This is a genomic window from Jiangella asiatica (assembly GCF_004349065.1).
GTDB lineage: Bacteria > Actinomycetota > Actinomycetes > Jiangellales > Jiangellaceae > Jiangella > Jiangella asiatica.
Window position 1 is genome coordinate 32116 of record NZ_SMKZ01000011.1, and the last position, 25933, is coordinate 58048.

Genomic DNA, 25933 nt, shown 5'->3' on the forward strand with positions numbered 1-25933 from the left:
CGGTCCCCTACTCGCCCTGCTCGACATCCCACCCGGCGGCCTGCGCCTCCTGGGTGATCGTCTGCTGCCACTCGGGCAGCGTCTCCAGGATCGTCCGGCCGGTCCCGAGAGCCGGCGCGACCGTCGTGCCGTAGCCGATACCAGGGATGCGGACCAGCCCGTAGTCGGGCCAGATCGTGGCGACCGCCTCGTCGAGGACGGCGGCCACGTCACCCCCGGCGGCCGAGAACAGGCGCGTGTTGCGCTGGATCCAGCCGGCCTGGTGCGGCTGGTAGGCCGGGAACGTGACCGTCTCGGCTTGCTCCTGATATGGGCCGGTCGCCATCCATTCGACCAGGTCGGCAGCGGCCTCGAGGTGGCTGCTGTGGCGCGAGACGATGTACGTGCCGCCGCCGACGTTGCCGTTCCAAACCTGGCCGTCTTCCTCCCATTGCAGCGGCGCCGCGACGGCGAACCTGCCCTCAGGGGCGCCGTAGAGGTCCTTGAAGACGTTGAGCCCGTACCAGATCGGCCCGTAGGCCATGACGAGCTTTCCGGGCTTCCCGTACTCGCGGACGAACTCCGGATCGGTGGCGTTCAGCGGGCTCATGCTGCCAGCGGCGATGAGCCTGTCGAGCATCTCGGCGACCCTCGTGCAGGTCGGCGCCCCGAGGTCAGTGCGGATGGTGTGGTCGTCCACGATCTGCGTCACCGGGCAGCGGGAGGGCCAGAAGTACACCAGGTCACCCGGTCCGGCTGCGGACCCGACGGAGTAGCCGGGGTGCTCCTGGGCGATTTGCAGGCCGAGCTGCTCGAACTCCTGCCAGGTGGTCGGAATCTCGTACCCGAACTCGGCCATGAGGTCCTGGTCGTACCAGAGCACGCTGGGTGCGATGTCGTTGCGCAGGCAGATGATCCGGTCGCCGTCCGTGCACGGCTCCATCGAGCCCGGCGCGAAGTTGTCGATCACGTCGCTGGGGATGTGGTCGGACAGGTCGGCGGCGAAGTCGTACGGCTCCGCGGACAGAGCTGCGGCCAGCTCCGGGATGCCGGCCCACATGATGTCCGGCCACCCTTCGCCGGCCCGGTTGGCCAGCTGCAACTTCGCGGCCATGTCGTCGGGGTTGCCCACCTCCTGGATGTCCAGCCTCACCTCCGGGTGCGCCTCCTGGTAGGACTCGAAGCCGGCCTTCCGCACGGTGTCGGTCCATACCACGAGGGTCGCCGGGCCGTCGTCCTGCTCCGGCGTTTCCGAGGTGCCGCTCGAGCCGCAGCCGGCGGCGAGGAGGGCCACGCCGGCCGCCGCGGCCGCTGCCGTCCGGCGGCGCCGCGCGCCGAGTCGCTCGGCGCGGACGTTCGTGAGGATGGTGGTCATCGATCCAGCTCCTGTAAGACGGGGTCGGCCTCGGGTCGCTGCGGGCTCATGGGGCAGCCGGTTCCGGTCCAGTGCCGGGTCCAGTGGCCGTCCTGGTCGCCGTGCTCGTCCTGAAGCTGCCGAAGCAGCGCCAGCAGCAGGGTTCGCACGGTGGTATGGGCCGGGTCGGCGGCCAGGTCGCGGGTCTGCCACGGGTCGTGTCGGACGTCGAACAGCTGGAGGCGGCGGGCCGGCCGGTAGGCGGCCAGGGCCCACTGCCGGGTCCGGACCAGGCGCTGCAGGTCGCGGTAGGCGCCGAAGATCGCCCGCTGCCCGACCGGGCGGCCCTGGAAAGCCGGCGCCAGACTCTGGAAGTCCACGGAGTCCGGGACCGAGATCCCCGCGAGGTGGCACAGCGTCGGGAAGATGCTCGCCTGGTAGACGAGGTCGTCGACGCATAGTCCCTGGGGGATGCCCGGGCCGGCGACCAGCAGCGGCACCCGGACGCTGTGGTCGTACATCGACTGCTTGCCCATCAGGCCGTGCTCCCCCAGCGCCAGCCCGTGGTCGCCGGAGAACACGACGACGGTGTCGCCGGCCAGCCCACGCCGGTCCAGGTCGTCCAGCAGCCTGCCGATCTGCTCGTCGGCGTGCGACACGATCGCGTAGTACTGGCGCCGGTGCTCCCGCACTTCGGCGGGAGTGCGCGGGAACCCCGCCAGGAGCTCGTCGCGCACGAGGCGGTCGCCCTGGTCGAAGGGGTGGGCCGGCAGCAGGTTCGGCGGCAACCGGACGTCGTCGGCTGGATACCGCCGCAGCCAGCGCTCCGGTGCCTGGCGCGGGTCGTGCGGCGCGTGCATCGCCAGGTGCAGGAAGAAGGGTTCGGGCCGGCCGTCGTGCCCGGCGAGGAAGTCAAGCGCCGCGTCGACCCACCGCTCGCTGCTGTGCACCGCACCGCCGGCGGTGCTGAACCAGTGGCTGGTCAGCATGCCGCCGGTCGCGTGCGGTCCCACCACCTGGTAGCCGCGGCGCAGCCAGTCGTCCGGGCTGTGCCACTTGCCGGTGAAGAACGTGCGGTAGCCCGCGGCGGCCAGGACCTCGCCGAGCAGCATCGGGCAGTCCTCGGCGTCCACCGCCGCGCGAGCGTGGAACAGGCTCCGCCCGGTCAGGAGCATCGCCCGGGCGGGCATGCACACCGCCGGGCTCCACGACCCCTGGTTCACGGCATGGCTGAACGCGCAGCCGCGTTCCACCAGGCGATCGAGGTTCGGGGTCAGCACCTGGCTGTTGCCCAGTGCCCCGATCGCCCAGTGCGTCATGTCGTCCATGAAGATCAGGACGATGTTCGGACGGCCTGTCGGCACGCTGTGTCTCCCTGTCTCGGTCGTTGGTCTGGAGTGAGTCAGGGGGTGACGATGATCGCGTCGAGGCCGACCCACGTGTTGGTCGCAGGCGGGTCGTTGGTGCCGGTGACCCGCAGGGTGACGGTGTGCGGCCCTGGCTCGAGCCCGTCCCTCTCCCAGACCACGACCTGTTCCTGCGCCGGGTCGCTGTAGGTGTCGACCAGTTCCTCCTCGCCGCCGTCGACCGAGATGGCCGCGATGCCGTGCCCGGGACGGGTCTGCACCATGACCGCGACACCGGTGCCCTCGAATGCGAGCTCGGCGGTGGCCGGCTGGTAGGCGAAGTGCCGGGTCGCGTTCCACGCGCCGTTCCACGCTCCGTGCTGCCACGGACCGCTGTACTCGATCGGCGAGTTGGCGGTGCACCGGTCACCGGTGTCGTCGTAGATGCGCCGGCCGTCCGGGAGGACCTCGAACGGCGCACCGGGCGTGAACGGTGCCAACGCGGCGAGCGGGATGAGCCCGTCGAGCGTGACCCAGGAGCCGGTCGAGGCGGCGTTACGTTCTCCGGTGACCTCCACCGTCAGCGTGTGCGGGCCGGGCTCGAGAGCGTCCTGCTCGAACACGGTCTGGTTCCGCCCGGCCTCCGCCCGGTAGAGGTCGACGGCCTGTGGCTCTGCGCCGTCGATGCCAACCGTGGCGATCCCCTGGTCGGGGCCGACGCTGGCGCGCAGCTCGACCGCGTTCCCGGTGAACGTGAACGTCGCGGTGTCGCCGGCCTCACGGGAACGGTGCACACTCTGGTTGAACGCGCCGGCGAAGGGCACGCTCGGCGGCAGCCGTGGCACCTCCGGCGCGGTGGCTGGGCGGTCCATGGCCTGCCAACTGCCGTCGTATTCGACGGTGTCGGCGGTGTCGTCGATGCCGCCGTAGGCCTTGAACTCCGCGACGCCGACACCGTCGGAGGCACCGTCGACCACCAGTCGCAGGCTGTCGGTCGTCACACCGGTGAACTGGTCGTGCTGTGTCGGAATCGACGGCGTGCCGGCCTCCCGTGCGGTCCGCCAGCTCCCGTCGGCGGCGCGGTACTCGATCCGGTAACCGGCCACGTCGTCGCTGGTGAACTGCACCGCCGTCTGGTCGATGGTCATGACCTCGGGCAGGTCGACCCGCAGCCAGGCGGACTCGCCGTCCGCCGGAACCGCCCAGTAGGTCTTCGCCTCCAGGTCGGTGGCATCCCCGGCCGGATGACCGTCGGCGGCGCTGCCCGCCGTGGTGGTGGCGCCGGCCAGCAGATCGCCGCCGCGCAGCCGGTCGCCGATTCCCTCCAGCAGCCGGACGTTGGCCGGGGAGAACTGGCCGGTCGGCCCGGGCGAGACGTTCAGCGACAGTGTCGCGCCGAGGTACCGGACGTAGGCGAGGGTCGACACCGCCTCGTCGACGTCGCCGCTGGGCTGCGCGTCCGCGGTCATCTCCCACCAGCCGGGTCCGCCGGCGACGTTGTAGGCCTGTTCCGCCGGCAGGCCGGTGTAGTCGCACGGCATCATCTCGATGCCGGGTCCTTCGAAGGACGTCACGTCTTCGGCGTCGCTGACCTCGCGCAGGTTCGGGATGAACGCCGTCTCGGGCGACACGCCGTGGATGAAGTCGGCCAGGTCGTTCAGGTCGGCGCCGGTCGGGATGTCCAGCCAGAGCCCGACCACCGGCCCGTACTCCGTCAGCAGCTCCCGCATCTGGTTCTTGGCGAACTCGACGTACTCAGGTGACGGAGGCGCACCGGACAGGACGTTGCCGCCCGGCTCCATCTTGTCCCACCACGAGTAGTAGAACGCCACCTCGAGACCACGCTCCCGGGCTGCGCTCACCACCTCGCCGACCACATCGGTCTCGGGGTCGGAGCTGTTCGCGACGTCGTACTCGGTGTACGCGCTGTCCCACATGGCGAAGCCGTCATGGTGCTTCGTGGTGAGGATGATGTACTTCGCGCCGGCCGCGACGATGGCGTCCATCCACTGGTCAGGGTCGAAGTCCTCGGGGGCGTACGTCGTTGCCGGGTAGTCCCGCGGGTCGTAGCTCCAGGGCGTCTGGCCCACGAACGTCGCCAGCCCGTAATGCATGAACACCCCGAAGCCGAGCGCCTGGTACGCCTCTCCTGGGCTCACCTGACCGGGGTCCGCACCCCCGGTCCCCTGCGCCGACGCCGACGCGGACAGGAACGATCCCGCAAGGACCGCCATGGCCACGACGCTCGCTCCGGTCCCGAGTAGACGTCTGGCGATGGACCGATGGTGCGTACTGCTTCTCATGCGCTACCCCTCCGGTGGTGGCACGACGGCAGCCCGCACGCTTCGGCGGGCGGCGTCAACGCAGGCCAGCTGACAAACAAATACCAGTTGTTCAGCACAGGAGACACCATCAGTACCACTTAATTGAGCGTGGCGATCGCATCTCATATGGCCAGAAGTGTGCAGTCGTAGTTGGCATTCTGTCAACTGCCCAACAAATAGGATTTGTTCGCGTGAAGCCCGCAGGTCTTATATGATGGTTGTCCACGTTCAGTGGGCTGGGTGCCAACAGGCTCGCCGCCGCTTCGATGGTGGCAGGAGCCGGGACGAGAGGTAACGATGCACGACGAGCGCGGCCCTTCCGGCCGGGGCGGCCATCCACTCGGCGACGACCCCGCCGAAACTGGCACCACCTACCGGCCCGGCTACGAGATCGCGGCGGAACGGATCCTGGAGCACATCGCCAGTCAGCAGCTGCGCCCCGGCGACCGGGTCGGCACCGAGCGCGACATCGCGCTCACCCTCGACATCAGTCGCACGGTCACTCGTGAAGCCGTGAAGATCCTGTCGGCGCTGGGCAGGCTGACCGTTCGCAAGGGATCCGGCGTCCATGTCGCCGAGCCAACGGGCCGATTCGCGCCGGACTCCTGGAGTCTGTTCCTGCCCGCCGATCCGGATCAAGTACGCATGCTTTTCGAGCTGCGCCGGACGCTCGAGGTGGCTGCCAGCGAGTTCGCCGCCTCCCGGGCCACGCCGCACCAGGTGCGGGCCGTCCGCGGGGCGGCCCGCCGGTCCGCCGATGCCGCCGAGGACGACGACTTCGACCGGTTCCGGCAAGCAGACGAGGAGTTCCACCGCGCGGTCGCGGCCGCCACCAACAACACCTTCTTCGAGTCGACGGTCGGTGTGATCACCCAGCTCAAGCGGCAGGTGCTGACCATCGGCCTGCGCGGCGGCCAGAGTGGCTCCCTCGTGGTGGCAGCGAAGGAACACACCGACATCGCCGATGCCGTCGCCAGTGGCGACGCCGAACGTGCTGGAGCCGCCATGGCTCAGCACATCGACGGCGCGCTGGTGCAGTTCCAGCACGAGATTCGGCGGCGAGTGCTCGGCGTCGATCTACCCCCCGGCGACCTGCCGGAGAGCCCGTACGCCGAGGACCGGTGACGCCCGTGCGCATCGTCGATGCGACTGTCGACCTCGTGGAGCTCCCGGCGCAACCGGTCTTTCGCTGGCGTGACGGCCTGCCCGGTTCCGAGCCGCCGGTCACCGGCGGGGTCTTACGCCTACGCACCGACGACGGCCTGATCGGTGAGGCGCACACGCGACGGGGGGTCATCGTCGCCGACCTGGTGAACCGGGTCATCCGCGACGAGATCGTCGGCGCCGACCCGCTCTCCCGCGAATACCTCTGGCAGCGGATGTGGGAGCTGGACCGGCGCGAGGAGTTTCCGATCTACGCGTTGGGACTGGTGGACATCGCGCTCTGGGACATTGCCGGCAAGGCGGCCGGCCTGCCGGTGCACCGGCTCGCCGGCGGCTTCCGTGAGGCGATCCCGGCGTATGCGAGCACCGTCACCTACGGATCGGTGGAGGAGTATCTCGACGTCGTCGACCAATGCCTCGACCTCGGCTACCAGGCCGTCAAGGTGCACGCGTGGGGTGATGCCCGCCGCGACGGCGACCTGGTCGCGCGGCTTCGTGCACATGTAGGCGACGATCTGCCGCTCATGTACGACGGCTCCGCGGCGTTCAATCTTGGTGACGCCGTCCATGTCGGGCGCGCCTTGGCCGACGCCGGCTTCCTCTGGTACGAGGAGCCGATGCGGGAGTTCAACGTCACCGCCCACCGCTGGTTGGCCGAGAACATCGGGGTGCCGCTGCTCGTTGGCGAGACCGCCGACGGCGCACACATGAACACAGCGGACTTCATCGCGTCCGGCAGCGCCACCTACGTGCGCACCAGCCCGCATCTCAAGGGTGGCTTCACCGGCGCCATACGCATCGCCCACCTGGCCGAGGCGTACCTGATGAACGCAGAGGTCCACGGGTCCGGCCTGCTGCAGCGGCAGCTGTGCATGGCGGTGCCGAACACCACGTATTACGAGAGCCAGATCATGGGCAACCCGATCATCCCGGACGCCGCTGTCGGCGCTGACGGCATGGTCCGGGCACCATCCGCGCCGGGCATTGGGTACGACGCCAACGTCGCAGCCGGCAGGCACAGTGACACGACGTTGTCACCGGCCTGATCTCACTCGTGCCGCAGCCCGCTGAGTGCGCGGGCCCGGCACCAGCCTGCGTGCACAGCCTTGGTGTCGTCGCCGCGGCGGGTGGACCGTCAGGCGCCCACCTGCCACCCCCGGCCGCCGGGTTCAGGTCGAAGCGCCGACGATGCTGAGCGCGAATGCGCTGTACTGCCAGACCACTGCATCCTCGGTGAGCTCGCCGTCCTCTCGATACCAGGACGACAGGCCGATCCCAAGGTCAAGGATGGCGTATGAGGCCAGGCGTGCCGAGGCCACCTGAAAGTGCCCAACTCTGATGCCGGCGTCGACAACATCACGAAAGCAGCTCTCATACTCCGCGCGCAGGCCCAGCACCGTGCCCCGATGGGGCTCCACCAGGTTGCGGATCTCGCGGTTTCCGACGAAGGCCTCCAGCCGGTGTCTGGCGTGGTAGCGCACGTGCGCCTCAGTGGCTCTGCGCAGCCGCTCCGTGGGGTCGCCGGTGGTGGCGACGGCGGCGCGGTGCGCGGACAGCAGGTCCGTCATGGTGCCGGTCATGATCTGTACGAGCAGGTCCTGCTTGGATGCCACATGCTTGTACAGGCTCGGCCCGCGGATTCCCACCGCGGCACCGATGTCCGCCATCGTCGTCGCCTGGTATCCGAGCCTGGTGAACAACTCCAGCGCGGCAGCTTTGATGTCATCCGCTCGGGACGAGTCCGCCATGGTCCTCCCTGCCGAGTTGCCGGCTAATTCCGTCTAGCTCTCTGCTACACCATAGTGGACGGCACATTTGCCATCGCTGGCCAGCTCCCGTACGGTGCGGCTAATTACAATTAGCCGAATGGAGATGACATGGCCGTCGACTTCAGTCCGGAGCCGGTCGTCGCCGACCTGGCCCAGCGCACCGCGATGTTCGTCCGTGACGTGGTCATCCCCATCGAGGAGCGGTACCAGGGCGTTGTCCGGTCCGAGGAGACCCGGGCCGCACTCCAACGCGAGGCGAAGGATGCCGGCGTCTTCGCCCCGCACGCCGGCACCGAGTTCGGCGGCCACGGACTGGACATGCGGGGCCGTGCCGCGGTGTTCGAGGAGGCGGGCTACTCGCTGCTGGGTCCCTTGGCGCTGAACATCGCCGCACCGGACGAGGGCAACATGCACCTTCTCGACGCCGTCGCGAACACGAGCCAGAAGGAACGATACCTACGGCCGCTGGCGGCCGGTGAGATCCGCTCCTGCTTCGCGATGACCGAGCCGACGCCGGGCGCCGGATCCGATCCGAGCGCGCTGACCACCCGTGCCGAGCGCGTCGCCGGTGGCTGGCGCATCGACGGACGGAAGTGGTTCATCACCGGCGCGGACGGCGCGGGATTCACCATCTGCATGGCCAGGACATCAGGCGAGCCAGGAGATCCCGGCGGTGCCACCATGTTCCTCGTCGATGCCGGCACTCCCGGCATGACGATGATCCGGCACATCGACACGCTGGACGAAAGCCTCTTCGGCGGCCACATCGAGTTGCTCTTCGACGCTTGCGTCGTACCGGACGACGCCGTGCTCGGCGAGGTCGACGAGGGCTTCCGCTACGCGCAGGTCCGCCTCGGACCCGCCCGCATGACGCACTGCATGCGGTGGCTCGGCATCGCCCGCCGCGCCCAGGACGTCGCGGTGGACCGGGCCGGCGAGCGGCGGCTGTTCGGGTCGCGCCAGGCCGAGCTGGGCATGGTCCAGCAGATGATCGCCGACAACGAGATCGACATCGCCGCGTCGCGTGGACTGATCATGCGCGCGTGCTGGGAGTTGGACGACGGCCACGCCGCCGCACAGTCCACAGCCATCGCCAAGACGTTCTGTGCCGAGGCCGTCTGGCGGGTGGTCGACCGCTCGGTGCAGATCTGCGGCTCGCTCGGCATCTCCGGGGACCTGCCGCTCAGCCGGTTCCTGCGGGAGGTGCGGCCATTCCGGATCTACGACGGCCCGTCAGAGGCGCATCGGTGGGCCATCGCCCGGCGTGTCGTACACCGGAACGACAAGGCGAACGGGTGAGCGGCACCCCGTCCGGCGGCGTCGACGGCCTCGACTCGCGGGCCTTGGAACGGTACTTCACCGAATGCGTCCCTGGCTTCCGGGGCCGGCTCACGGCCAGACTGCTCCAAGGCGGCCGGTCCAATCTGACGTACCGGCTGACCGATGGGCGGACGGCCTGGGTGTTGCGCCGCCCCCCGCTTGGTGGCCTCACTCCGTCCGCACACGACATGTACCGCGAGTACCGGGTCGTGTCCGCGCTGGGCGATAGCCCTGTGCCGGTTGCCCGGGCGGTCGCATTCGCCGACGCAGGCGTGCTGGGTGTGCCGTTCTCCGTGGTGGAGTACGTGGACGGCCCGGTCCTGCGCACTCAGGCGCAGCTGCACGCGCTGCCATCGGCCGACATTCACCGCTGCGCTTTCGGACTCGTCGACGTTCTGGCGCGTCTGCACGCCGTGGAGCCCGCGAGCGTCGAGCTGGCCGATTTCGGTCGCCCGCAGGGATACCTCGGCCGCCAGGTGCGGCGCTGGAACGATCAGTGGCACCGGGTCAGCACCGGCCGGCTCGACGACGTCGACACTCTCCACGCGCGGCTGGCCGACGCCTGCCCCACGGAATGCGCCGTGTCGATCGTGCACGGCGACTTCCGTATCGACAACGCGATCCTGGACCCGAGGGATCCGGCCGTCGTGCGGGCCATCGTCGACTGGGAGATGGCCACGCTCGGCGATCCGCTTGCCGACCTCGGCCTGCACCTGGTCTACTCCGACCCGGCGTTCGAACCGGTCCTGGCCGGCTCGGCAGCCTCCACCAGCCGGCGGCTCCCAGCCGCGGCAGACCTCGCCCAGCGCTACGCCGACTCGACCGGCCGGGATCTGGCCGGGCTGGCGTTCTACGTCGCGCTCGGCTATTTCAAGATCGCTGTCATCGCCGAGGGCATTCACGCCCGCTACCGCCAGGGTCTGACGCGCGGCACGGGATTCGACACGGTCGGCGACGCGGTGGCTCCGCTGGCCGCGGCCGGCCTGCGCGCGCTGGGGCGATCCTGGCCGTGGTAGGGGTACGCGTCGGCTGGCGGCAGCGGCCGGTCAGTGCCCGGCATCCGGAAGCACGTCGGCCACCAGCCGCTGGCGCAGCAGGTTCTTGCGGGTCTTGCCGGTGGACGTCTTCGGCAGGGGACCGAACACGACGCGCTTGGGCGCCTTGAACGCGGCGATCCGGCCGCGGACGTGACGGATCAGGTCCTCCTCGTCAGCCGCCCGGTCGGGCTTGAGGTCGACGAACGCGACCGGCACCTCCCCCCACCTGTCATGAGCCACGCCGACCACCGCGCTCTCCAGCACGGCCGGGTGGCTGTCCAGAACGCGTTCCACCTCGACGGATGAGATGTTCTCCCCTCCGGAGATGATGATGTCCTTGCGGCGGTCCCGGATCTCGAGGTAGCCGTCCGGGTGCCGGACGGCCAGATCGCCGGTGCGCAGCCAGCCGTCCACCGTGGCCTCGCGGGTCGCGGTGTCGTCGCGGTAGTAGCCCAGCATGACGTCGTTGCCGCGCACGGCCACTTCCCCGAGCGTCGTCGCGTCCGCGGTCACGTCCGCGCCGTGCTCGTCCACCACCCGCAACGGGCTCGCGATCACGTTCGGCACGCCCTGCCGAGCCCGCAGCACCGCTTGCTGATCCGGTGACGCCGCATCCCAGTCCGGGTTCCACTGGTTGACGGCGATGGGCCCGAAGGTCTCGGTGAGCCCGTACAGGTGCGTCACGTCCATGTTCAGCTCGCGCATCCGCGCCAGCAACGTGGGCGACGGCGGTGCGCCGCCCGTGGTCACCGCCACCGCCGATTCCAGCGCCGGGCCGGCGGCCTCCGGCGCGTTCGCGATCATGGACAGCACCGTCGGTGCGGCACTGAAGTGCGTGATGCGGTGCCGGCGAAGGAGCCCCCAGATGGCGTCGGGATCGATCGAGCGCAGGCACACATGCGTGGCACCGGCCGCGGTGACGGCCCATGGGAAGCTCCAGCCGTGGCAGTGGAACATCGGCAACGTCCACAGGTAGCGGCTGGCCGGGTCGAGGCCGTTGTGCAACGCCATCGCCAGCGCTTGCAGGTAGGCGCCCCGGTGGTGGTACATCACGCCCTTCGGCGGCCCGGTGGTGCCGCTGGTGTAGTTGACGGCCAGGAGCGTCGTCTCGTCGGCGATGGGGATCGGCGCGGGCGTCGCCACGGCCAGCCGCCGCTCGTACTCGTCGTCGGGACCGCCGGCGATCACCGCGCGAACGCCGGCGGCATCCACGATCCGGCGGGCGGCCTCGGCGAACTCGGCGGTGGCCACGATCACCGCGGCGCCGCAGTGCCGGATGATGTAGCACAGTTCGTCCACGGCCAGCCGTGTGTTGAGTGGTACGAGTACCGCTCCGCGGAGCGGAACGCCCTCATGGAGCTCCAGCATCACGTGGCTGTTGGCGCACAGCGCCGCGACTCGATCGCCTTCGCCCACCCCGAGACTGTCCAGTAGCCCGGTCAGCGCCCTCGACCGTTCGGCGAGCTCCCCGTAGGTGAAGACGCGGTCGCCGTCGACGACCGCGGTACGGCCCGCGAAGACGACCGCTGACCGGCGCAGGAACGCCGTCGGGGTCAGTGGCTCGAACGTGAACTCAGCCACCACTGACCTCGGCGGTGCTCCCGCCGATCAGCCGGCCCGGATACCGCGTCAGCTGATCCGGGTCGTACAGGGTCAGCGCGTGGTCGGCGACCTCGCTCACCCGGTCGAACACGTCCAACGCCTCGTAGATGTTCTCGCAGATGCCGATGGGATGCCGCTGGTCCAGGTTGCGGCGGGTGAAGTAGGCGTCGGTGATGGTGACGAGTCCGGACTCCGTGTCCGCCTCGACGACGATGCTCGCGCGGTGATGCGCTCCGGCCCACCAGGTCCGCAGCCCGGGGACGATCTCGTCTTCGTCCGCGAGCAGCCGTACCCGGTCCCACGCGTCGTGGGTCAGATACGTGAGGACGTCGGGCGGAATGGAGCTCCAGCGGTCGTCGTGTGGGTGCCGCTTGGTCCGGTGGAAATGCGTCCATCCCCGCTCGGCCAGAAAGATCTCCGCGTTCGGGAAGTGTGCGACGTTGGACGTGGTGTAGAGCTGGAGTGGAGTGAGGATCACTTGGGTGATCTCCTCCGGTTCCACGGACAACGCGCGCAGCTGGTCGGGCAGCCATTGGCCGGGCTCACGCCGCATGGCCGCCCGCTCCCCGAGGAACGACGCCCACTGGCTGTTCATGGGCGTGAGATCCTCCGCCGGACCGGTGCTCACCAGCGCGTTGACGCCGCCGCCCTGAATGAGGAAGGCCTGGAAAGCCAGCCGGCACCACTGGTCCCAGTCCGACATCCAGTACACCTCGGGGCCCGGAACCTCTCCGTCACCCACATGCAGCAGCCTGATCTCGAAACCCATCATCGCCCTTTCGTTGGCATCTTCGTCGTGGCGGCCAGTCGCCTCAGCGGACGAGCACCGCCTTGACCGCGCCGGCGGTGCCGGCCATGAGCTTGGTGAAGATGTCGACCCCCTCGCCGAGAGGGAACGGGGTGTACCAGTCCAGCGGCAGCTCGGCCGCCAGTTTCACGGCCGCGGCGAAATCGGCCCGCGTGTAGCAGTAGGAACCCAGGACCCGCTTCTCCTCACGGACGATGTCCTGCCCGTCGAAGCCGGGCTCACGGCTCTGCAGTCCGATCCACACCGCCGTGCCACCTGGACGAAGCACGTCGAGCGAGGCGCGGTGGGTGGCCTCGGCACCGACGGCGTCGATCACGACGTCGTACTCGCCCTGCAGTGCCGTTGCGGTGCTCGACGCCCCGAGCCGCCGCGCCGTCTCCAGCCGGTGGGCGTCGAGATCGCACACGTCGACCCGGGCGAAGCGGCGCCGGGCGATGAGAAGGCACATGAGGCCGACGGCGCCGGCACCGATGACCGCGATTCGGTCGGACGGGTCGGGGTTGGCGAGGCCAAGGGCATGGACGGCGTTCGCCAGCGGTTCGACCATCGCCGCCGTTTCGAACGTCATCGCAGGGTCGATCTCGTGGATCGCCCGTTCCGGGACCGCGACGGCCTCGGCGAAGGCGCCTGGCCGATCGATGCCGACGATGGCGCGGTCACGGCACAGGTTGTCCTCACCCGCGACGCACCTGTCACACTCGCCGCAGCTGAGCAGCGGGTTGACCGTCACCCGCCGGTTTCCCACCAGGCCGCCGAGCTCATGCCCCATGATCAGGGGCGGCCTGCGCAGGGTCTGCGGACCGATACCGTGGAGCTCGCTCCCGCAGATGCCAACGGCCCGGACGTCGACGATGACGTCACCGGGTGCCGCCTCGGGCGGTGGAACGTCCAGCATCTCGACGGTCTCCGGGCGGGTGAACACCATGGCCTTCATGCCGTCACCCCTTGGTCGTCGGCGCCGAGTAGTTCCCGCACCTTGTGCGCCGCCCGGATCCGTAGTTGTGGGAGCGAGCCCGTCGAGAGGTAGGCGACATGCGGTGTGACGAGAACCCGAGGATGGGCTGCGAGCCGGGCCGATACACCCGTCGGCGGCTCGCTGGCCAGCACATCGAGGGAGGCGAAACCGACCTGGCCGGCCTCCAGAGCGGCCAGCAGGGCGGCCTCGTCGACCAAACCCCCGCGCGCGGTGTTGACCAGGTGTCCTGACGGACCCAGGGCATCGAGGACGGCGCCGGTGACCACGTGCTCGGTCTCGCGGGTCAGTGCGAGATGCAGACTCAGGTGGTTCGCCGCGTTGGCCAGCTCCTCAAGTGACTCGGCCACGGTGATGCCGGCGGGCACGTCGGTGACGAACGGATCCCACATCTGAACCGGGAACCCCAGCCCACGCAGCCTGGTGGCAACTCCGCGGCCGATCCGGCCGAAACCGGCCAGACCGACCACGTCCTCGCGCAACGGCACCGGCTCCGCGATGCCCTCGGTGGTCCAGCCACGCTCGGCGAATGACCGAGCGGCGCTGACCAGCCGCCTGCTGTGCGCGTGGATGGCGGCGGCCGCGTGGTCGGCGACCTCGTCGATGCAGTAGTCATCGACATTGCCGACCTTGATGCCGAGCCGCCGGGCGGCTTCGAGGTCGACGTTGTCGAGGCCGATGCCGTAGCGGACCACTGCCCGCAGTCCGGGCAGGCTCTCCAGAACGCGGCCGGTGATAGGCGCCCATTGGACCATGAGCGCGTCGGCGCCCCGGCCGACCTCGATGACCTCATCCTCCGTGGTGACGTGGTGGCGTGTCACGGTGAACGCGTCGCCGAGTTCGGCACGTTCATGGGAGCCGTCGCCGAGGTTGGTGTCGGTGATGACCACCCAGTGGCCGTCGGTCATGCCCCGCTCCCGTCTGCCGTCACCTGCGCGGCATTGCCGGCGAACGTCGACGTCTCGCCCAGACCCTCGGGCCCCATGGCGGAGTAGCCGCCATCCACCATGAGCTCGGTTCCGGTGATGAAGCTGGCTTCGGACGAGCAGAGGAACACGATGGCCTTCGCCACCTCCTCTGGTTCACCCAGACGGCGCAGCAGGTGATACCTGCCCCATACCGGCTCCCAGCGTTCCCGGTCGCCGTCGGCGGCCTTGCTCACCTCGGCTGTCCAGATCCACCCTGGGCTGACCACGTTGACCCGGATACCGTCCGGTGCGAGATCCATCGCCATGCACCGGGTGAGCCCCACGATCGCCGCCTTCGAGGTGTTGTAGGTCCACCGCCGTGGCTGGGCGATGTGGGCGGAGATGCTCGCCGTGTTCACCACCGCCGCGCCCTCGGTGCCGGCCAGGTACGGCCGTGCCTCCTGCACCACGTTGCTGATGCCGCCGACGTTCACCCGCAGCACCCGGTCCCACTCGTCGGGCGTGACGTCGACGCCGCGGGCCAGGAAGTTGACGGCACAGTTGACGACGGTGTCGAGGCGTCCGTGGCGCTGGGCCACCGACGCCAGGGCGGCACCGACGGCCGGCCGGTCGCTGACATCGAGTGCCACCGTCGTGACGTCGTAGCCGCTGTCACGGATGACCGCCCCGGCTTCCTCAAGAGCGGCCTGATCGACATCGATCATCGCCACATGAGCTCCACGCGACGCCAGCTCGTGAGCCGTGGCTCGTCCGATCCCGGATGCGGCGCCGCTGACGACACCGACGCGACCGCGCCATTCCATCAGTCTCTGACCTCCTTGCGCCGGTCCTCGCCGGCTGGACCGTCATCTGTTCAGCGAGATGTTCTCGAAGATCGGGATCTTGTACCGCAGCCGTTCCGGCTCGTCGAAGTCGACGCTCTCGATGTCCGGCGAGTAGATCCATCCGATCGGTGTGGACGTCGTCCACACCCAGGGCATCTCGGCGGCGAGGATCTCGTCGGCGGCGGACCACAGCTCATTCCGCCTCGCCGGGTCGGCCACCTGCCGCGCCTGGTCGACGTACGAGTCGAACTCGGCGTTGTCGAAACCCATCGAGTTGAGGTCACCGGAGGAGTGGAAGAACCGGTACGGCAGAGCGTCGGGCATCAGGAAGCCGGCCATCGTCCAGCACACGGCCTGGTAGTCACCGGCGAGGTACGCCGCGAGCCGATCCGCCCCGCTGACGTTCTGCACGCTCACCTTCATCCCGGCCGCGCTGAGCTGGCGCTCGATCACCGACGTCGCGCGGATGTCCGGCCGGCAGTCGTAGGTGAACTCGAGCGGTCGTCCGGTGTCGGCCTCGTACTCTGCGACCAGCGCCTTGGCGGCCTCGAGGTCGAATGGCGGGTTCGACGCGTCGTTGTGGAAGGGGTCGGACTCCGGGAAGAGGTTGTACGCCTCCTCGGCCAATCCCTCCATCACCAGGTCGACGATCTCCTCGCGGTTGATCGCCATGGACACCGCCTGCCGGGCGCGGGGGTCGTCGAACGGCGGGGCCGTCATGTTGAGCGCGATGCTTTCCTGGTCGCTCCCGACGCCCATGGTGTACTTCACGCGGTCGTTCGTGGTGGCGTCCTTGAGAATGCTGGGCTCGGCGAACCACCCGAGATCGATGTCGCCGGCTTGGATGGCCTGGTAGAGGGACTGCTCGTCCTGGATGTTCTTCAGCACCACCTGGTCGAGCTGGATCTCCTTCTCGTCCCGGTTCCAGTACTCGGGGTTGCGCACGAGAACGACGTCGGCACCGGGGGCCCAGGACTCGAGCTTGAAGGGCCCAACACCCGCGGCATGGGCGGTGTAGTCGTCACCGTGCTCCTCCAGCGCGGTGGGGGACGCGACGTAGCCGGCGGTGCCCGATCCGTCGAACGCCAACACCGTGGGGAAGTTCGAGAACGGATACTTCAGGGTGAACACCACGGTGGTCTCGTCCGGCGCCGTCACCGATTCGACCGACGACAGCAGCGCGGCGGCCGTGGATCCGGCGTCCGGGTCGAGGTGCCGGTCCATGTTGAACTTCACCGCCGCGGCGTCGAAGTCCGTGCCGTCGCTGAACTTCAGCCCGGCGGGCAGCGTCATCGTCCACACGGTGAAGTCGTCGTTCGGCTCCAGCGATTCGGCGATGTTCGGCGTGGGTTCGTCGCCCAGACTCTCCACCTTCATCAAGGTGTCGTAGATCGCATACCCCACGGTGGCCATGCCGTTGGCCGAGCCCCGCGCCGGGTCGAGGGTGGTCACGGCCTCGGCGATGTTCGCCACCAGGACGTTCTCACCAGAGCCCTGGTCGTCCGGCGCCGGACCGCCGGAGCCAGGACTGGGCGACCCACAGGCCGAAGCGGCCAAGGCCGCGGTGATGACGAGCGCGGCGAGCCTCACCGATGTCGACCGAATGCGTCGTCTCATGGCCTTGCACTCCTTTGTGTCGTTCCTTCCGCGGATCCGGACGGATGCGAGCGGACGTACACGTCGTTCTCTGCCGGAGCGACGGGTATGGGGTGGTGACACGCCACCGCGTGCTCGTCCCCGGTGAGCTCCGGATGGTCGGTCACACACAGCTGAGTGGCGCGGGGGCAGACCTCCTCGAAACGGCACCCGGCCAGATGTCGCCCGTCGACGGTTGCCGCGCCTCGCGGGACAAGGGGCTCGCCGACAGCCGCTCCTGGGGTGACCGCCGCGGCGGCATCATGGAGGATCGCCGCATACGGGTGCGTCGGCGCGTTGGCGATGGTGAGCGTCGGCGCCTCTTCGACGATCTCCCCCGCGTACATGACCGCGGTCCGGTCACACAGCGCGGACACCACGGACAGGTCGTGGGAGATGAACAACATCGCCAGGTTCCGCTCGGCGCGAAGCCTGGCCAGCAGCTCGAGGATCTGCGCCTGGATCGACACGTCGAGGGCGGAGACCGGCTCGTCGCAGATCAGGACCTCGGGTTCGAGGACGATCGCCCGGGCGATCGCGGCGCGCTGGCACTGACCGCCGGAAACCCGGTTCGGCCGGCGGGCGGCCACCTCGGGCGGGATTCCGACCTGGCCCAAGGCGTCGAGAGCCGTCTTCCGGCGCTGCTCCTTGGTGCCGCGCTTCCAGACCCGAAGCGGTTCGGCCACGGAGTCCAGCAGGGACCGCTTGGGGTTGAACGATCCGGCGGGGTTCTGGAAGATCGCCTGCACCCGGGACCGGAACCGCCGGTCCGCCCAGGTCACGGCCTGCCCGCGATAGGTCAGGCTGCCCGACGTCAGGTGGGTGAGGCCGAGCATCGCCCGAGCGGTGGTCGACTTCCCGGATCCGGACTCTCCGACGAGGCCGAGGATCTCACCGGCGTGCAGCGTCACCGACACATCCCGGATCGCCTCGAACCCCGAGCCGGCCGGCCCCGGATAGACCACGCGGCCGTGGTGGAGAGCGAGCACCGGGTCGTGGTCCGCGCTGTGGGGCTGGTTCATCGCACGGTCACCTCCCGTTCGGCCGGGTCGGGCGCATCGATCGGGTGCCAGCAGGCCGCGCGGTGCTCCGGCTGGCCGGGCACGGCGACGAGCGCGGGCCGCGCCTCCCGGCACCGGTCGGTGGCGCCCGGGCAGCGTGGCGCGAAGTGGCATCCAGGCCCGAGAGTCAGCAGGTTCGGTGGCTGGCCACCGATCGGCGTCGGCAGCACCTGATGGTCGCGGCCCCAGCGCGGCGCGGCGTCCAGGAGCGCGCCGGTGTAGCGCATGGTGGGCCGCTCGAGCACCTGCCGCACCGACCCGGTCTCCCCCACCTGGCCGGCATACATCACGGCGACCCGGTCGGTGTGCCGGCCCACGACACCGAGATCGTGACTGACCAGGATCAGCCCTATCCCGAACTCCCCGCACAGCGAGTCGAAGAGCTCCAGGATGCGGGCCTGCACGGTGACGTCGAGCGCCGTCGTCGGCTCGTCGGCGAGCAGCAGTTTCGGTTCGCACGCCATCGCCATGGCGATCATCACTCGCTGCCGCATGCCACCGGACAGCTCATGCGCGCGCTGGCGGCTACGCCGCCGCGGATCAGCGATCTTCACCAGGTCGAGCAGCTCGACCGCCCGTTCGGCCGCCTCCTTGCGGGTCATGCCGCGGTGCAGCCGCAACGCTTCGGCGATCTGGGCTCCGACCGGCGTGATCGGATGCAGGGAGTTCATCGGGTCTTGGAAGATCATGCCGATCTCGCTGCCCCAGATCCGCCGTCGTTCCCGTGGCGTCATCGTGAGGACGCGACGTCCGTCGAAGACGACGTCGCCCTCGATGGACGCATCGCCGGGCCGGTACAGGCCCATGATGGTGCGGATGAGCACGCTCTTCCCGGATCCGGACTCACCGACGATGCCGAGCCGTTCACCGTGCCCCAGCTGAAGGTCGACGCCGTCGACGGCGGTGACCAGCCCTTCCGGGGTGGCGAAACGGACCTTCAGGTTCTCGACGCTGAGCAGCGGAACGGTCACAGTGTCCGTCATCACGAACCTCCCGCCACGGTCGTGCGGTCGAGGAGGTACCGGTCGGCGAGCAGGTTGATGCTGAGGATGGTCAGCATCATGAACACCGACGGCGCGAGGATGATCGCCGGACTCTGGGTCAGGTAGACGCGGCCCTCGTTGATCATCGTTCCCCACGTCGGCTGGGGCAGCGGCACGCCGATCCCGAGGAAGCTCAGGCCGCCTTCGATCAGGATCGCCCGTCCGACGTTGACCAGTGCGAAGGCGAGGACGGGCTCGGTGATGTTGGGCACGATGTCTCGTCTCATGATCGACAGCGTTGGTGTGCCGATCACCCGGCTGGCCTCAATGAACTCGCGCGTGAGCAGCGACATGGTCTGTGCCCGCGCGAGCCGGGCGAACGCCGGGACCAGCGGCACCGCGATGGCGATCATCACGTTCGGCACCGACGGTCCCAGGAACGCGGCCAAGCCCAGGGCAAGAACCAGGCCGGGGAAGCCCAGCAAGACGTCCACCAGGAACGACACCACCGCGTCGGCGAGCCGGCCCCGATAACCGGCGAGCATCCCCAACGGGACCCCGACGAGCGCGGCGATGGCCGTCGAGCCAAGCCCCACGAGCAAGGAGACCTGGGCTCCGTCCAAGGCCCGGGCCAGCAGATCACGGCCGAGGTCGTCCGTTCCGAGCCAGTGCTCGCCGGAAGGTCCCGAGAAACGCGCCGTGGAGTCCAGCGCCAGCGGGTCGAGGCCCAGGATCGGCGGCAGCGCGATCATCGCCACGATCAGGACGCCCAGCCAGGCCAGGGCCACGACGTGGGTCCAGTCGCCGCCGGCGCGCCGCTTCCGGACTCGTGGGGTGCCGGCCGGACGGCCACCAGTCGCCGTCGTCGTGGTCGTCATGTCAGCGCCTCCCGTCGAGTCCGGCGGCGTTGCCGCAGCCGCGGGTCGATCACGGAGTACAGGACATCGACGATGGCGTTGACCACCACGAACGCGGCCGCGACCACGAGCACGATGCCCTGCACTTCCGGGTAGTCGCGGGCCTGCACGGCACTGACCAGCTCCGCGCCGAGCCCCGGCAGGCCGAACAAGGTCTCCACCACCACCGACGAACCGATCGAGGTGCCGATGGTGATGCCCACGACGGTGCTCAGGCCGAGCAGGCTCGGGCGCAGCGCATGTCGGAAGGAGGTGCGCAGCGGGGAAACCCCCTTGGCCCGGGCCACCAGCATGAACTCGCGATTGTTCGTCTCGATCAGGTCGGCCCGCAGAACCCGCTGGTATTGCGCGAACGGCGCCGCGGCGAGCGCGACGGCGGGCATGATCATCCCGGAGAGATACGTTCCGACGCCCGCGGAGATCGGCATGTAGCCGGTGGCGGGCAGCCAGCCGAGGTTCACCGACAGCAGCCAGATGAGGACGACACCGATGACGAAGTGCGGCGTCGAGAGAACGGAGAACACGAAGAGGCCGACGCCGCGGTCGAGCACGCTGCCACGCCGGTTCGCCGAGATCATGGCCAGGGGCAGCGCCATGAGCAGGGCGATGAGCTGGCCGGCGACAACCAGCTCAATCGTGACGGACAGCCGGTCCGCCACGATGGTCGAGACGTCCTGTCCGTTGCGGAAGGACTGCCCGAGATCGCCGCGCAGCACGCCGCCCAGCCAGCTCAGGTAGCGGTCGAGGAGCCGCTGGTCCAGGCCGAGCTGCCGTTCGAGGGCGGCTATCGAGTCCGGCGTCGCGGAAACGCCCAGCATGGCTTCCGCGGGGCCACCGGGGAGCAGTTCCATGCTCAGGAACACCAGGGTGCCGACGACGACCAGGACCGCGACCAGCCGGAGCAGTTTCAGAACGATCTGGACCAGAGCGCCGGGACGTGGGCTGGCGGTGGTGACCGGAGCGCGTCTGCCGGCGGGCTTACCGGCTCCACGCCCGGGCGCAGCCTCAGTTCCGCGGCGCGTCACCGGACGGCTCCCGGGACGACGACCAGCTGGTGGCGGCCCGCGCCCAACTCGGTCCCGCTCGCCGCGGCGGCCGCCCCGTCTGCGGCCGGGGTGGGTGTGACGGTCAGCGCGTCGGGCACCTGGACGACAGCCGTAGCCGTCGCGGGGACGACGATCCGGTGGTGGATCGTCGCGCCGTCCCGCCGCCACTCGCTCTCGATCGTCCCGACTGGGCTCCGGTACGACGCCCGTGCCCAGTCCAGGTGAGGTGCGTAGACGGGGCGGACGTCCACCCGCCCGTCCCAGGTGACGGCGGAGGCGTCCAGCCCGGCCAGGCATTCGTACAGGAACGTGCCGATGCCGCCAAGGGCGCAGTGGTTGAACGAGTTCATCTCCGAGGTTGCCACCGACCCGTCGGAGCGAATGCCGTCCCAGCGCTCCCAGATGGTGGTTGCGCCGTTGGCCAGCATGTGCAGCCAGCCGGGGTACTCCGCACGCGTCAGCAGGTCGACGGCGAGATCGGCTCGGCCGTGCCGCGCCAGCACGCCGAGCACGTGGCCCGTGCCGTGGATGCCGGTGGTGAGGTGCCCCACCTGCCGGATCCGCCGGCACAGGTGCTCGACCGCGGCCTCGGCCTCCTTGTCCCGCAGCAGGCCGTAGCCGACGGCCTGGGCATACACCGCCTGGGTGTCGCCCTCGATCGTCCCGTCCGCCGCGACGAACCTCGAGCGGTACGCTTCTCGGATTTCCTCGGCGCGGGCGGCATATCGTGCCGCGTCGGTATCCCGATCGAGCCGGCTGGCGATCTCCGCTGCCTCGACGAACGTCCGATAGCTGTGGGCCGTGCCGACCACGCGCCTGGGGCTGGTCGAGTAAGCACCGGTGTACTCGTACCCCGGATGTATGGTGTGCCCGTCGTGCTCAGGCAGCGACAGCCAGTCCCCGAAGTCGGCTCCGACCGCGTTGACCCTGATGCCGTCCGGATTGTGCCGGTCGACGTGGTCGACGAACCGGCGGACGTGGTCATACAGCCGGCCGGCGGACGCGATGTCCGCGTAGCGCTCGACGAGCAGGTGCACCAGGCGGACGAAACCGTCGGACCACCCCGGCGCGCCGGGAATGTGCTCAGCCGGAGGCACCGGTGGCACGTACGACGGGATGGCCCCGTCACTGGTCTGCGCGTCGGCCGCGTCCTGGGCGAACTTGGCCAGGAACGCCCCGATGTCGAACATGTACGCCGCGGTGGGCGCGATGACCCCGGCGTCGCCCAGCCAACCCATGCGTTCGTCGCGCTGCGGGCAGTCGGTGGCGACCTCGAGGAAGTTGTCCCGGACTGTCCATTCGATGCTGCGTGCCAGCGCGTTCAGCCGCTCGTCGGAACATTCGAACGTGCCAACGGCGTCGTGCCCGGTCTCCACCGAGACGGCGACGACTCGCGTATCCGGATGCAGGCGGAAGCCGACGCGCTGAGGCTCCGCCGGATCGACGGGCGCGGCCGGCGCCGGAGCCTCGGGAAGCCCCCACACCTCGGCGTACCGGAAGCCGTGCAGCGCGAACGACGGCTCCAGGCGGTGCGGGCCGGGGTGGCCCACGGCGTATCGGTCCTCTTGGAACGCACCCCGCAGGTTCTCGCTGTACACCCTGCGGTGCGGGCTGAGGATCTCGCCATGCCGGACGATCAGCTCGACCGACGGCTCCAGCGGGGAGTCGACGCGTGTCCAGCCGACGACGTTCTGGCCGAAGTCGAACACCGCCGGTCCGCGACCGTGCTCGTGCACGAGCCGGCCTTCGTGGATTCGACAGGCCCGGATGGAGTCGTGTGGCTGGGGTTCGAGGACCACGTCCTCGGGGTGCTCGCGCTCATCCGGCGCATTCCAGTCGCCGTCGTCGAAGCCGGCGTCGTGCCAGCCCTCGGGCTCTTGCCGGCGGTCCTGGAGCTCACCGCGGATCAGGTCGGTGGCGAGCACCGCACCGTATCCGACCCGCCAGGTCCGATCGGTGGCGACCACGGTCTCGGCGTCGTCCGGGCCGTGGGCCTCCAGCTGGGCCCGGAAGGCCGGCCGGTCACCGTAGAAGCCGGGCTCACGGTGTAGGCCTACCCGCCCCGCGTACCAGCCGTTCGCGACGACGACGCAGATGACGTTGTCCCCGGCATGGAGAAGGTGTGTGCAGTCGAAGGTCTGGTGGTACAGCCGCCTGCGGTAGTCGGTCCAACCGGGCCGGAAAAAGGCGTCGGAGGTGAGCTCGGCGCCGTTGACCCACATCCGGTAGAGCCCGAGCGCGGTGGCGTAGAGCCGAGCCCGTTCGGGCCTGCCGTCGAGGGTGAACGCCCGGCGCAGGTACGGGCAGGGGTCCCAGCTCTCCCGCCGGAAGCGGTGCGGCACGGCCGAGATCCAGCTGCCCCGCCAGTCCCCCACGCCGGCCAGGCCCACCTCGAATGAGGCGGGCTCGGTCGCGGCGACCGCGCCGTCGGCGTCCCGTGCGAGGACCTGCCAGTACAGCCGGTCCCGCGAGCACAGCGCCGGCCCGTCGTAGACGACCCAAGGCCGCGTGACTCGAGCTGACCACACGAGACGGTCAGAGTCGGCCAGCGCCGCTTCGGACTCGGCGACGCGTATCTCGAAGGCACCGGCGACCCCGGCCTCACCTTCCTGGCCCACCGACCAGGAAAGCAACGGGTTACCCGCCGGGATGCCCAGTGGGTCATGCCGGTGCCCGGCGACGGGCCGGTGAAGAGAGATGCTGACGGACGAGTCGCGATCCGGGTGAGCTGAACGCATCAGGCGTCCTCTCCTTCCGCGCCGTCCACACTGCGTGCGAGAAGGCGCTCGGGGATGTGCTCTATCTCGGACCTGACCTGACGCAGGTGCATGCGCATGGCGTCCGCGGCCGCGCCCGGGTCCCGGGCTTCGATCGCCTCCAGGATGTGCCGGTGCCACATGACGGCCCGTTCGACGGCTCCGGGTACCTGAACCGAGGACCGCCGGTACCGCAGGCCGAGCTGAGTGATGAGATCGTGCATGGCGGTCAGAACCGGGTTGCCGCTGGCCGCGGCGAGTGTGGCGTGAAAGGCGATGTCGACCCGCGCATGCACTTCCGGGTCGCCCTCGCCGACGTTCGCCAGCTCCTCGACGAGTTGTCGCAGCCGGGCCAGGTCCTCGTCGGTGGCACGCTTCGCCGCCAGTGGAGCGATCATCGGCTCGAGGGCTTCCCGCGCCTCGACGACGAACTCGGCCAGATCCTGGCCGTGCCCCTTGACCCTGAGGTAATCCGGGTCGAGCTGGTGGTGCCTCCACCGGGGAGCCACGACCGTCCCACTTCCGTGCCGTACGGTCACCAATCCCTTTGCCGCAAGCGCCTGGATGGCCTCCCGCGCCGTACCGCGACCGACGCCGAACCGCTCACACAACTCGGGCTCGGTCGGCAGTGCGGCCGCTTCGACCAGCTCGCCAGTAGCGATCAGGCGCATGAACTCGTCGACGATCGCCTGGCTCCGCTTGAGCTTGTTGTCCCTCATCGCGGCCGATCCTCGCAAGTCGTATGATGAGTGTCAAGGATTTGATGTAGAACGAGCCTCTACCCAGCGAGTCATGTGATGACTTCTGGTACCGCCTGCCGGAGGGCTGGCTCAGCGCCTCGCACGCCGTAGGTCGCGCACGGCCGGGATCGCCAGCAGCAGGGCGCAGGTGACGAGGGCCATGGCCGCTGACACGAACAGCAGTGGCACCGTGCCGGCGATGATCGCGAGCGGCCCCGCCACGGCTTGCCCAACCGGTTTCATCACCAGTGAGCCGGCGGCGTCGTACGCGTGCACCCGGCCGAGAACGTCCTGCGGGATGTGCGTCTGCACGCTGGTGTGGAACATGACGATCCAGAACGCCATGCCCACGCCGCTCACCGCGTAGCAGCCGGCGACGAGGGGCGGTGGAAGGCCGAGCGCGACACTCAACGGCATGAGCGTCCACAGGATCACGGCGAAGGCGCCGGCCCGGAGCGGATATCGCGGGCGGAGCCTGATCGCGACGATCCCTCCAAGGACGCTGCCCGCCCCGAGGGCCGACATGACCAGGCCGAACGTCGGTGATCCGTGGTCGGTGACGATCGTGCTGTAGCCGAGCGTCGTGGCCGGGCCGGCGCCGGCCAGCTGCCAGAGCATGTAGACGACGATGACGCTCCACAGCCAGGTCCTGGCTCGGAACTCCCGCCACCCTTCGACGAGATCGGCTCGGAACGACGACACGCCATACCGCCCGGCCGGACCCATCGGAACCGAGCGGATTCGGAGCAGGCAGGCGCCGCTCAACGCGTAGGTCAACGCGTCGAGTGCGACTACCACCGCGGGTGAGGAGACCACCAGTAGCAGACCAGCCAGCGACGGGCCGATCACGGCGGTCACGGACTCCGAGATGCGGAGGGTGGCGTTCGCCTTCTGCACGTCGCGAGCTATGCGCGCGGTGATGCTGGCGACGCCCGGCTGGAACAAGGCGCTGCCGGCCCCGACTAGTGCCAGCAGGACCAGGATCTGCCACAGGTGTGGCGTACCCAGCAGGAACAGCAGCGCGAGAACCGCCTGGAAGCACAGCCGGGACGTGTCCGAGACGATCATCATCCGCCGGGCGCCGAAGCGGTCGGACAGCACCCCGCCGAAGATGATCAGCACTGCGAACGGCCCGATCAGCGCGGCCAGCGCATAGCCGACGCCACTCGCCCCGTACCCCGCCACGATCACGGCGGCCGTGATCGCGACGGGGAGCATCGTGTCCCCCAGCAGCGACGTGGTACGGGCAGCGAAGAACAGCCGGAAGTCCGCCGTCCACAGCGGCGTGTCAGATGAGTCGTCGTCGACGCGCTGGTCACGTGCCATGTCCGAGCCAGCCAATGCTCTCCGTCCCATCTGCCCTTGA

The 25933-nt window shown here is 69.6% G+C and carries 21 protein-coding genes; 4 read left to right on the plus strand and 17 right to left on the minus strand.

The window, feature by feature from the left end; translation table 11 throughout:
* Positions 1-7 precede the first annotated feature (7 nt).
* From E1269_RS09775 to E1269_RS09785, 3 genes are read right to left on the minus strand one after another with little or no spacing between them, the layout of a single operon-like run.
* Positions 8-1354, minus strand: a complete 1347-nt coding sequence (locus tag E1269_RS09775; RefSeq protein WP_162606324.1) for an ABC transporter substrate-binding protein — start codon at positions 1352-1354, stop codon at positions 8-10.
* On the minus strand, positions 1351-2697 hold the full coding sequence (locus E1269_RS09780) for a sulfatase family protein (protein WP_131893852.1): 1347 nt from the start codon (positions 2695-2697) through the stop codon (positions 1351-1353). Before E1269_RS09780 ends, E1269_RS09775 begins: the two co-directional genes overlap by 4 nt.
* A gap of 38 nt (positions 2698-2735) precedes the next feature.
* Complete coding sequence (locus E1269_RS09785; protein ID WP_162606325.1) at positions 2736-4913, minus strand: alpha-L-fucosidase; 2178 nt, start codon at positions 4911-4913, stop codon at positions 2736-2738.
* Positions 4914-5300: 387 nt separating this feature from the next.
* Here E1269_RS09785 and E1269_RS09790 point away from each other — a divergent pair, with 387 nt between their 5' ends.
* Together E1269_RS09790 and E1269_RS09795 are read left to right on the plus strand one after the other, a co-directional pair.
* Positions 5301-6128, plus strand: coding sequence for a FadR/GntR family transcriptional regulator (locus E1269_RS09790; RefSeq protein WP_131893856.1), 828 nt, complete (start codon positions 5301-5303; stop codon positions 6126-6128).
* A gap of 5 nt (positions 6129-6133) precedes the next feature.
* Complete coding sequence (locus E1269_RS09795) at positions 6134-7213, plus strand: enolase C-terminal domain-like protein (protein WP_131893858.1); 1080 nt, start codon at positions 6134-6136, stop codon at positions 7211-7213.
* A gap of 123 nt (positions 7214-7336) precedes the next feature.
* Here the strand turns inward: E1269_RS09795 and E1269_RS09800 are convergent, their stop codons facing one another.
* Positions 7337-7915: a TetR/AcrR family transcriptional regulator gene (locus E1269_RS09800; protein WP_131893860.1), complete on the minus strand. Its 579-nt coding sequence runs from the start codon at positions 7913-7915 to the stop codon at positions 7337-7339.
* 129 nt (positions 7916-8044) lie between these two features.
* Between E1269_RS09800 and E1269_RS09805 the strand changes: the two genes are divergently transcribed.
* Both E1269_RS09805 and E1269_RS09810 read left to right on the plus strand, forming a co-directional pair.
* A complete protein-coding gene (locus tag E1269_RS09805; protein WP_131893862.1) occupies positions 8045-9235 on the plus strand; it encodes an acyl-CoA dehydrogenase family protein in 1191 nt (396 codons plus the stop codon).
* A complete protein-coding gene (locus tag E1269_RS09810; RefSeq protein ID WP_131893864.1) occupies positions 9232-10272 on the plus strand; it encodes a phosphotransferase family protein in 1041 nt (346 codons plus the stop codon). The genes E1269_RS09805 and E1269_RS09810 overlap by 4 nt, the downstream gene beginning before the upstream one ends.
* Before the next feature lie 30 nt (positions 10273-10302).
* Here the strand turns inward: E1269_RS09810 and E1269_RS09815 are convergent, their stop codons facing one another.
* From E1269_RS09815 to E1269_RS09875, 13 genes are all read right to left on the minus strand, one after another.
* Positions 10303-11874 carry an AMP-binding protein gene (locus E1269_RS09815; protein ID WP_131893866.1) on the minus strand — a complete coding sequence of 524 codons (1572 nt, stop codon included), beginning with the start codon at positions 11872-11874 and terminating at the stop codon, positions 10303-10305.
* Positions 11867-12598 carry an MBL fold metallo-hydrolase gene (locus E1269_RS09820; RefSeq protein ID WP_203433279.1) on the minus strand — a complete coding sequence of 244 codons (732 nt, stop codon included), beginning with the start codon at positions 12596-12598 and terminating at the stop codon, positions 11867-11869. The genes E1269_RS09815 and E1269_RS09820 overlap by 8 nt, the downstream gene beginning before the upstream one ends.
* Positions 12599-12707: 109 nt before the next feature.
* Entirely contained in the window at positions 12708-13637 is a 930-nt protein-coding gene (locus E1269_RS09825) for a zinc-dependent alcohol dehydrogenase (protein ID WP_131893870.1), read from the minus strand.
* Complete coding sequence (locus E1269_RS09830) at positions 13634-14584, minus strand: NAD(P)-dependent oxidoreductase (protein ID WP_131893872.1); 951 nt, start codon at positions 14582-14584, stop codon at positions 13634-13636. The genes E1269_RS09825 and E1269_RS09830 overlap by 4 nt, the downstream gene beginning before the upstream one ends.
* A complete protein-coding gene (locus tag E1269_RS09835; protein WP_131893874.1) occupies positions 14581-15408 on the minus strand; it encodes an SDR family NAD(P)-dependent oxidoreductase in 828 nt (275 codons plus the stop codon). The genes E1269_RS09830 and E1269_RS09835 overlap by 4 nt, the downstream gene beginning before the upstream one ends.
* 42 nt (positions 15409-15450) lie before the next feature.
* The gene (locus E1269_RS09840; RefSeq protein ID WP_131893876.1) at positions 15451-17046 is read right to left on the minus strand and encodes an ABC transporter substrate-binding protein; all 1596 of its coding nucleotides are present in this window, start codon (positions 17044-17046) and stop codon (positions 15451-15453) included.
* Positions 17043-18086, minus strand: coding sequence for an ABC transporter ATP-binding protein (locus E1269_RS09845; protein WP_131893878.1), 1044 nt, complete (start codon positions 18084-18086; stop codon positions 17043-17045). Before E1269_RS09845 ends, E1269_RS09840 begins: the two co-directional genes overlap by 4 nt.
* A complete protein-coding gene (locus E1269_RS09850) occupies positions 18083-19108 on the minus strand; it encodes an ABC transporter ATP-binding protein (RefSeq protein ID WP_131893880.1) in 1026 nt (341 codons plus the stop codon). Before E1269_RS09850 ends, E1269_RS09845 begins: the two co-directional genes overlap by 4 nt.
* On the minus strand, positions 19108-19986 hold the full coding sequence (locus E1269_RS09855) for an ABC transporter permease (RefSeq protein WP_131893882.1): 879 nt from the start codon (positions 19984-19986) through the stop codon (positions 19108-19110). Before E1269_RS09855 ends, E1269_RS09850 begins: the two co-directional genes overlap by 1 nt.
* Positions 19983-21050: an ABC transporter permease gene (locus E1269_RS09860; protein WP_131893884.1), complete on the minus strand. Its 1068-nt coding sequence runs from the start codon at positions 21048-21050 to the stop codon at positions 19983-19985. The genes E1269_RS09855 and E1269_RS09860 overlap by 4 nt, the downstream gene beginning before the upstream one ends.
* Entirely contained in the window at positions 21047-23809 is a 2763-nt protein-coding gene (locus E1269_RS09865) for an alpha-L-rhamnosidase (RefSeq protein ID WP_131893886.1), read from the minus strand. The genes E1269_RS09860 and E1269_RS09865 overlap by 4 nt, the downstream gene beginning before the upstream one ends.
* Positions 23809-24546, minus strand: a complete 738-nt coding sequence (locus tag E1269_RS09870; RefSeq protein ID WP_131893888.1) for a FadR/GntR family transcriptional regulator — start codon at positions 24544-24546, stop codon at positions 23809-23811. The genes E1269_RS09865 and E1269_RS09870 overlap by 1 nt, the downstream gene beginning before the upstream one ends.
* A 111-nt stretch (positions 24547-24657) precedes the next feature.
* Positions 24658-25893, minus strand: a complete 1236-nt coding sequence (locus E1269_RS09875; protein ID WP_131893890.1) for an MFS transporter — start codon at positions 25891-25893, stop codon at positions 24658-24660.
* Positions 25894-25933: the final 40 nt, after the last annotated feature.

Bases quoted from the DNA above. Each gene is read 5' to 3' on its own strand.
- E1269_RS09790 (WP_131893856.1), top strand. From the start codon at position 5,301: ATGCACGACGAGCGCGGCCCTTCCGGCCGGGGCGGCCATCCACTCGGC.
- E1269_RS09865 (WP_131893886.1), bottom strand. From the start codon at position 23,809: ATGCGTTCAGCTCACCCGGATCGCGACTCGTCCGTCAGCATCTCTCTT.
- E1269_RS09800 (WP_131893860.1), bottom strand. From the start codon at position 7,915: ATGGCGGACTCGTCCCGAGCGGATGACATCAAAGCTGCCGCGCTGGAG.
- E1269_RS09845 (WP_131893878.1), bottom strand. From the start codon at position 18,086: ATGAACCAGCCCCACAGCGCGGACCACGACCCGGTGCTCGCTCTCCAC.
- E1269_RS09820 (WP_203433279.1), bottom strand. From the start codon at position 12,598: ATGTCGGACTGGGACCAGTGGTGCCGGCTGGCTTTCCAGGCCTTCCTC.
- E1269_RS09870 (WP_131893888.1), bottom strand. From the start codon at position 24,546: ATGAGGGACAACAAGCTCAAGCGGAGCCAGGCGATCGTCGACGAGTTC.
- E1269_RS09840 (WP_131893876.1), bottom strand. From the start codon at position 17,046: ATGAGACGACGCATTCGGTCGACATCGGTGAGGCTCGCCGCGCTCGTC.
- E1269_RS09775 (WP_162606324.1), bottom strand. From the start codon at position 1,354: ATGACCACCATCCTCACGAACGTCCGCGCCGAGCGACTCGGCGCGCGG.
- E1269_RS09855 (WP_131893882.1), bottom strand. From the start codon at position 19,986: ATGACGACCACGACGACGGCGACTGGTGGCCGTCCGGCCGGCACCCCA.
- E1269_RS09785 (WP_162606325.1), bottom strand. From the start codon at position 4,913: ATGGCGGTCCTTGCGGGATCGTTCCTGTCCGCGTCGGCGTCGGCGCAG.
- E1269_RS09830 (WP_131893872.1), bottom strand. From the start codon at position 14,584: ATGACCGACGGCCACTGGGTGGTCATCACCGACACCAACCTCGGCGAC.
- E1269_RS09805 (WP_131893862.1), top strand. From the start codon at position 8,045: ATGGCCGTCGACTTCAGTCCGGAGCCGGTCGTCGCCGACCTGGCCCAG.
- E1269_RS09835 (WP_131893874.1), bottom strand. From the start codon at position 15,408: ATGGAATGGCGCGGTCGCGTCGGTGTCGTCAGCGGCGCCGCATCCGGG.
- E1269_RS09825 (WP_131893870.1), bottom strand. From the start codon at position 13,637: ATGAAGGCCATGGTGTTCACCCGCCCGGAGACCGTCGAGATGCTGGAC.
- E1269_RS09850 (WP_131893880.1), bottom strand. From the start codon at position 19,108: ATGACGGACACTGTGACCGTTCCGCTGCTCAGCGTCGAGAACCTGAAG.
- E1269_RS09875 (WP_131893890.1), bottom strand. From the start codon at position 25,893: ATGGCACGTGACCAGCGCGTCGACGACGACTCATCTGACACGCCGCTG.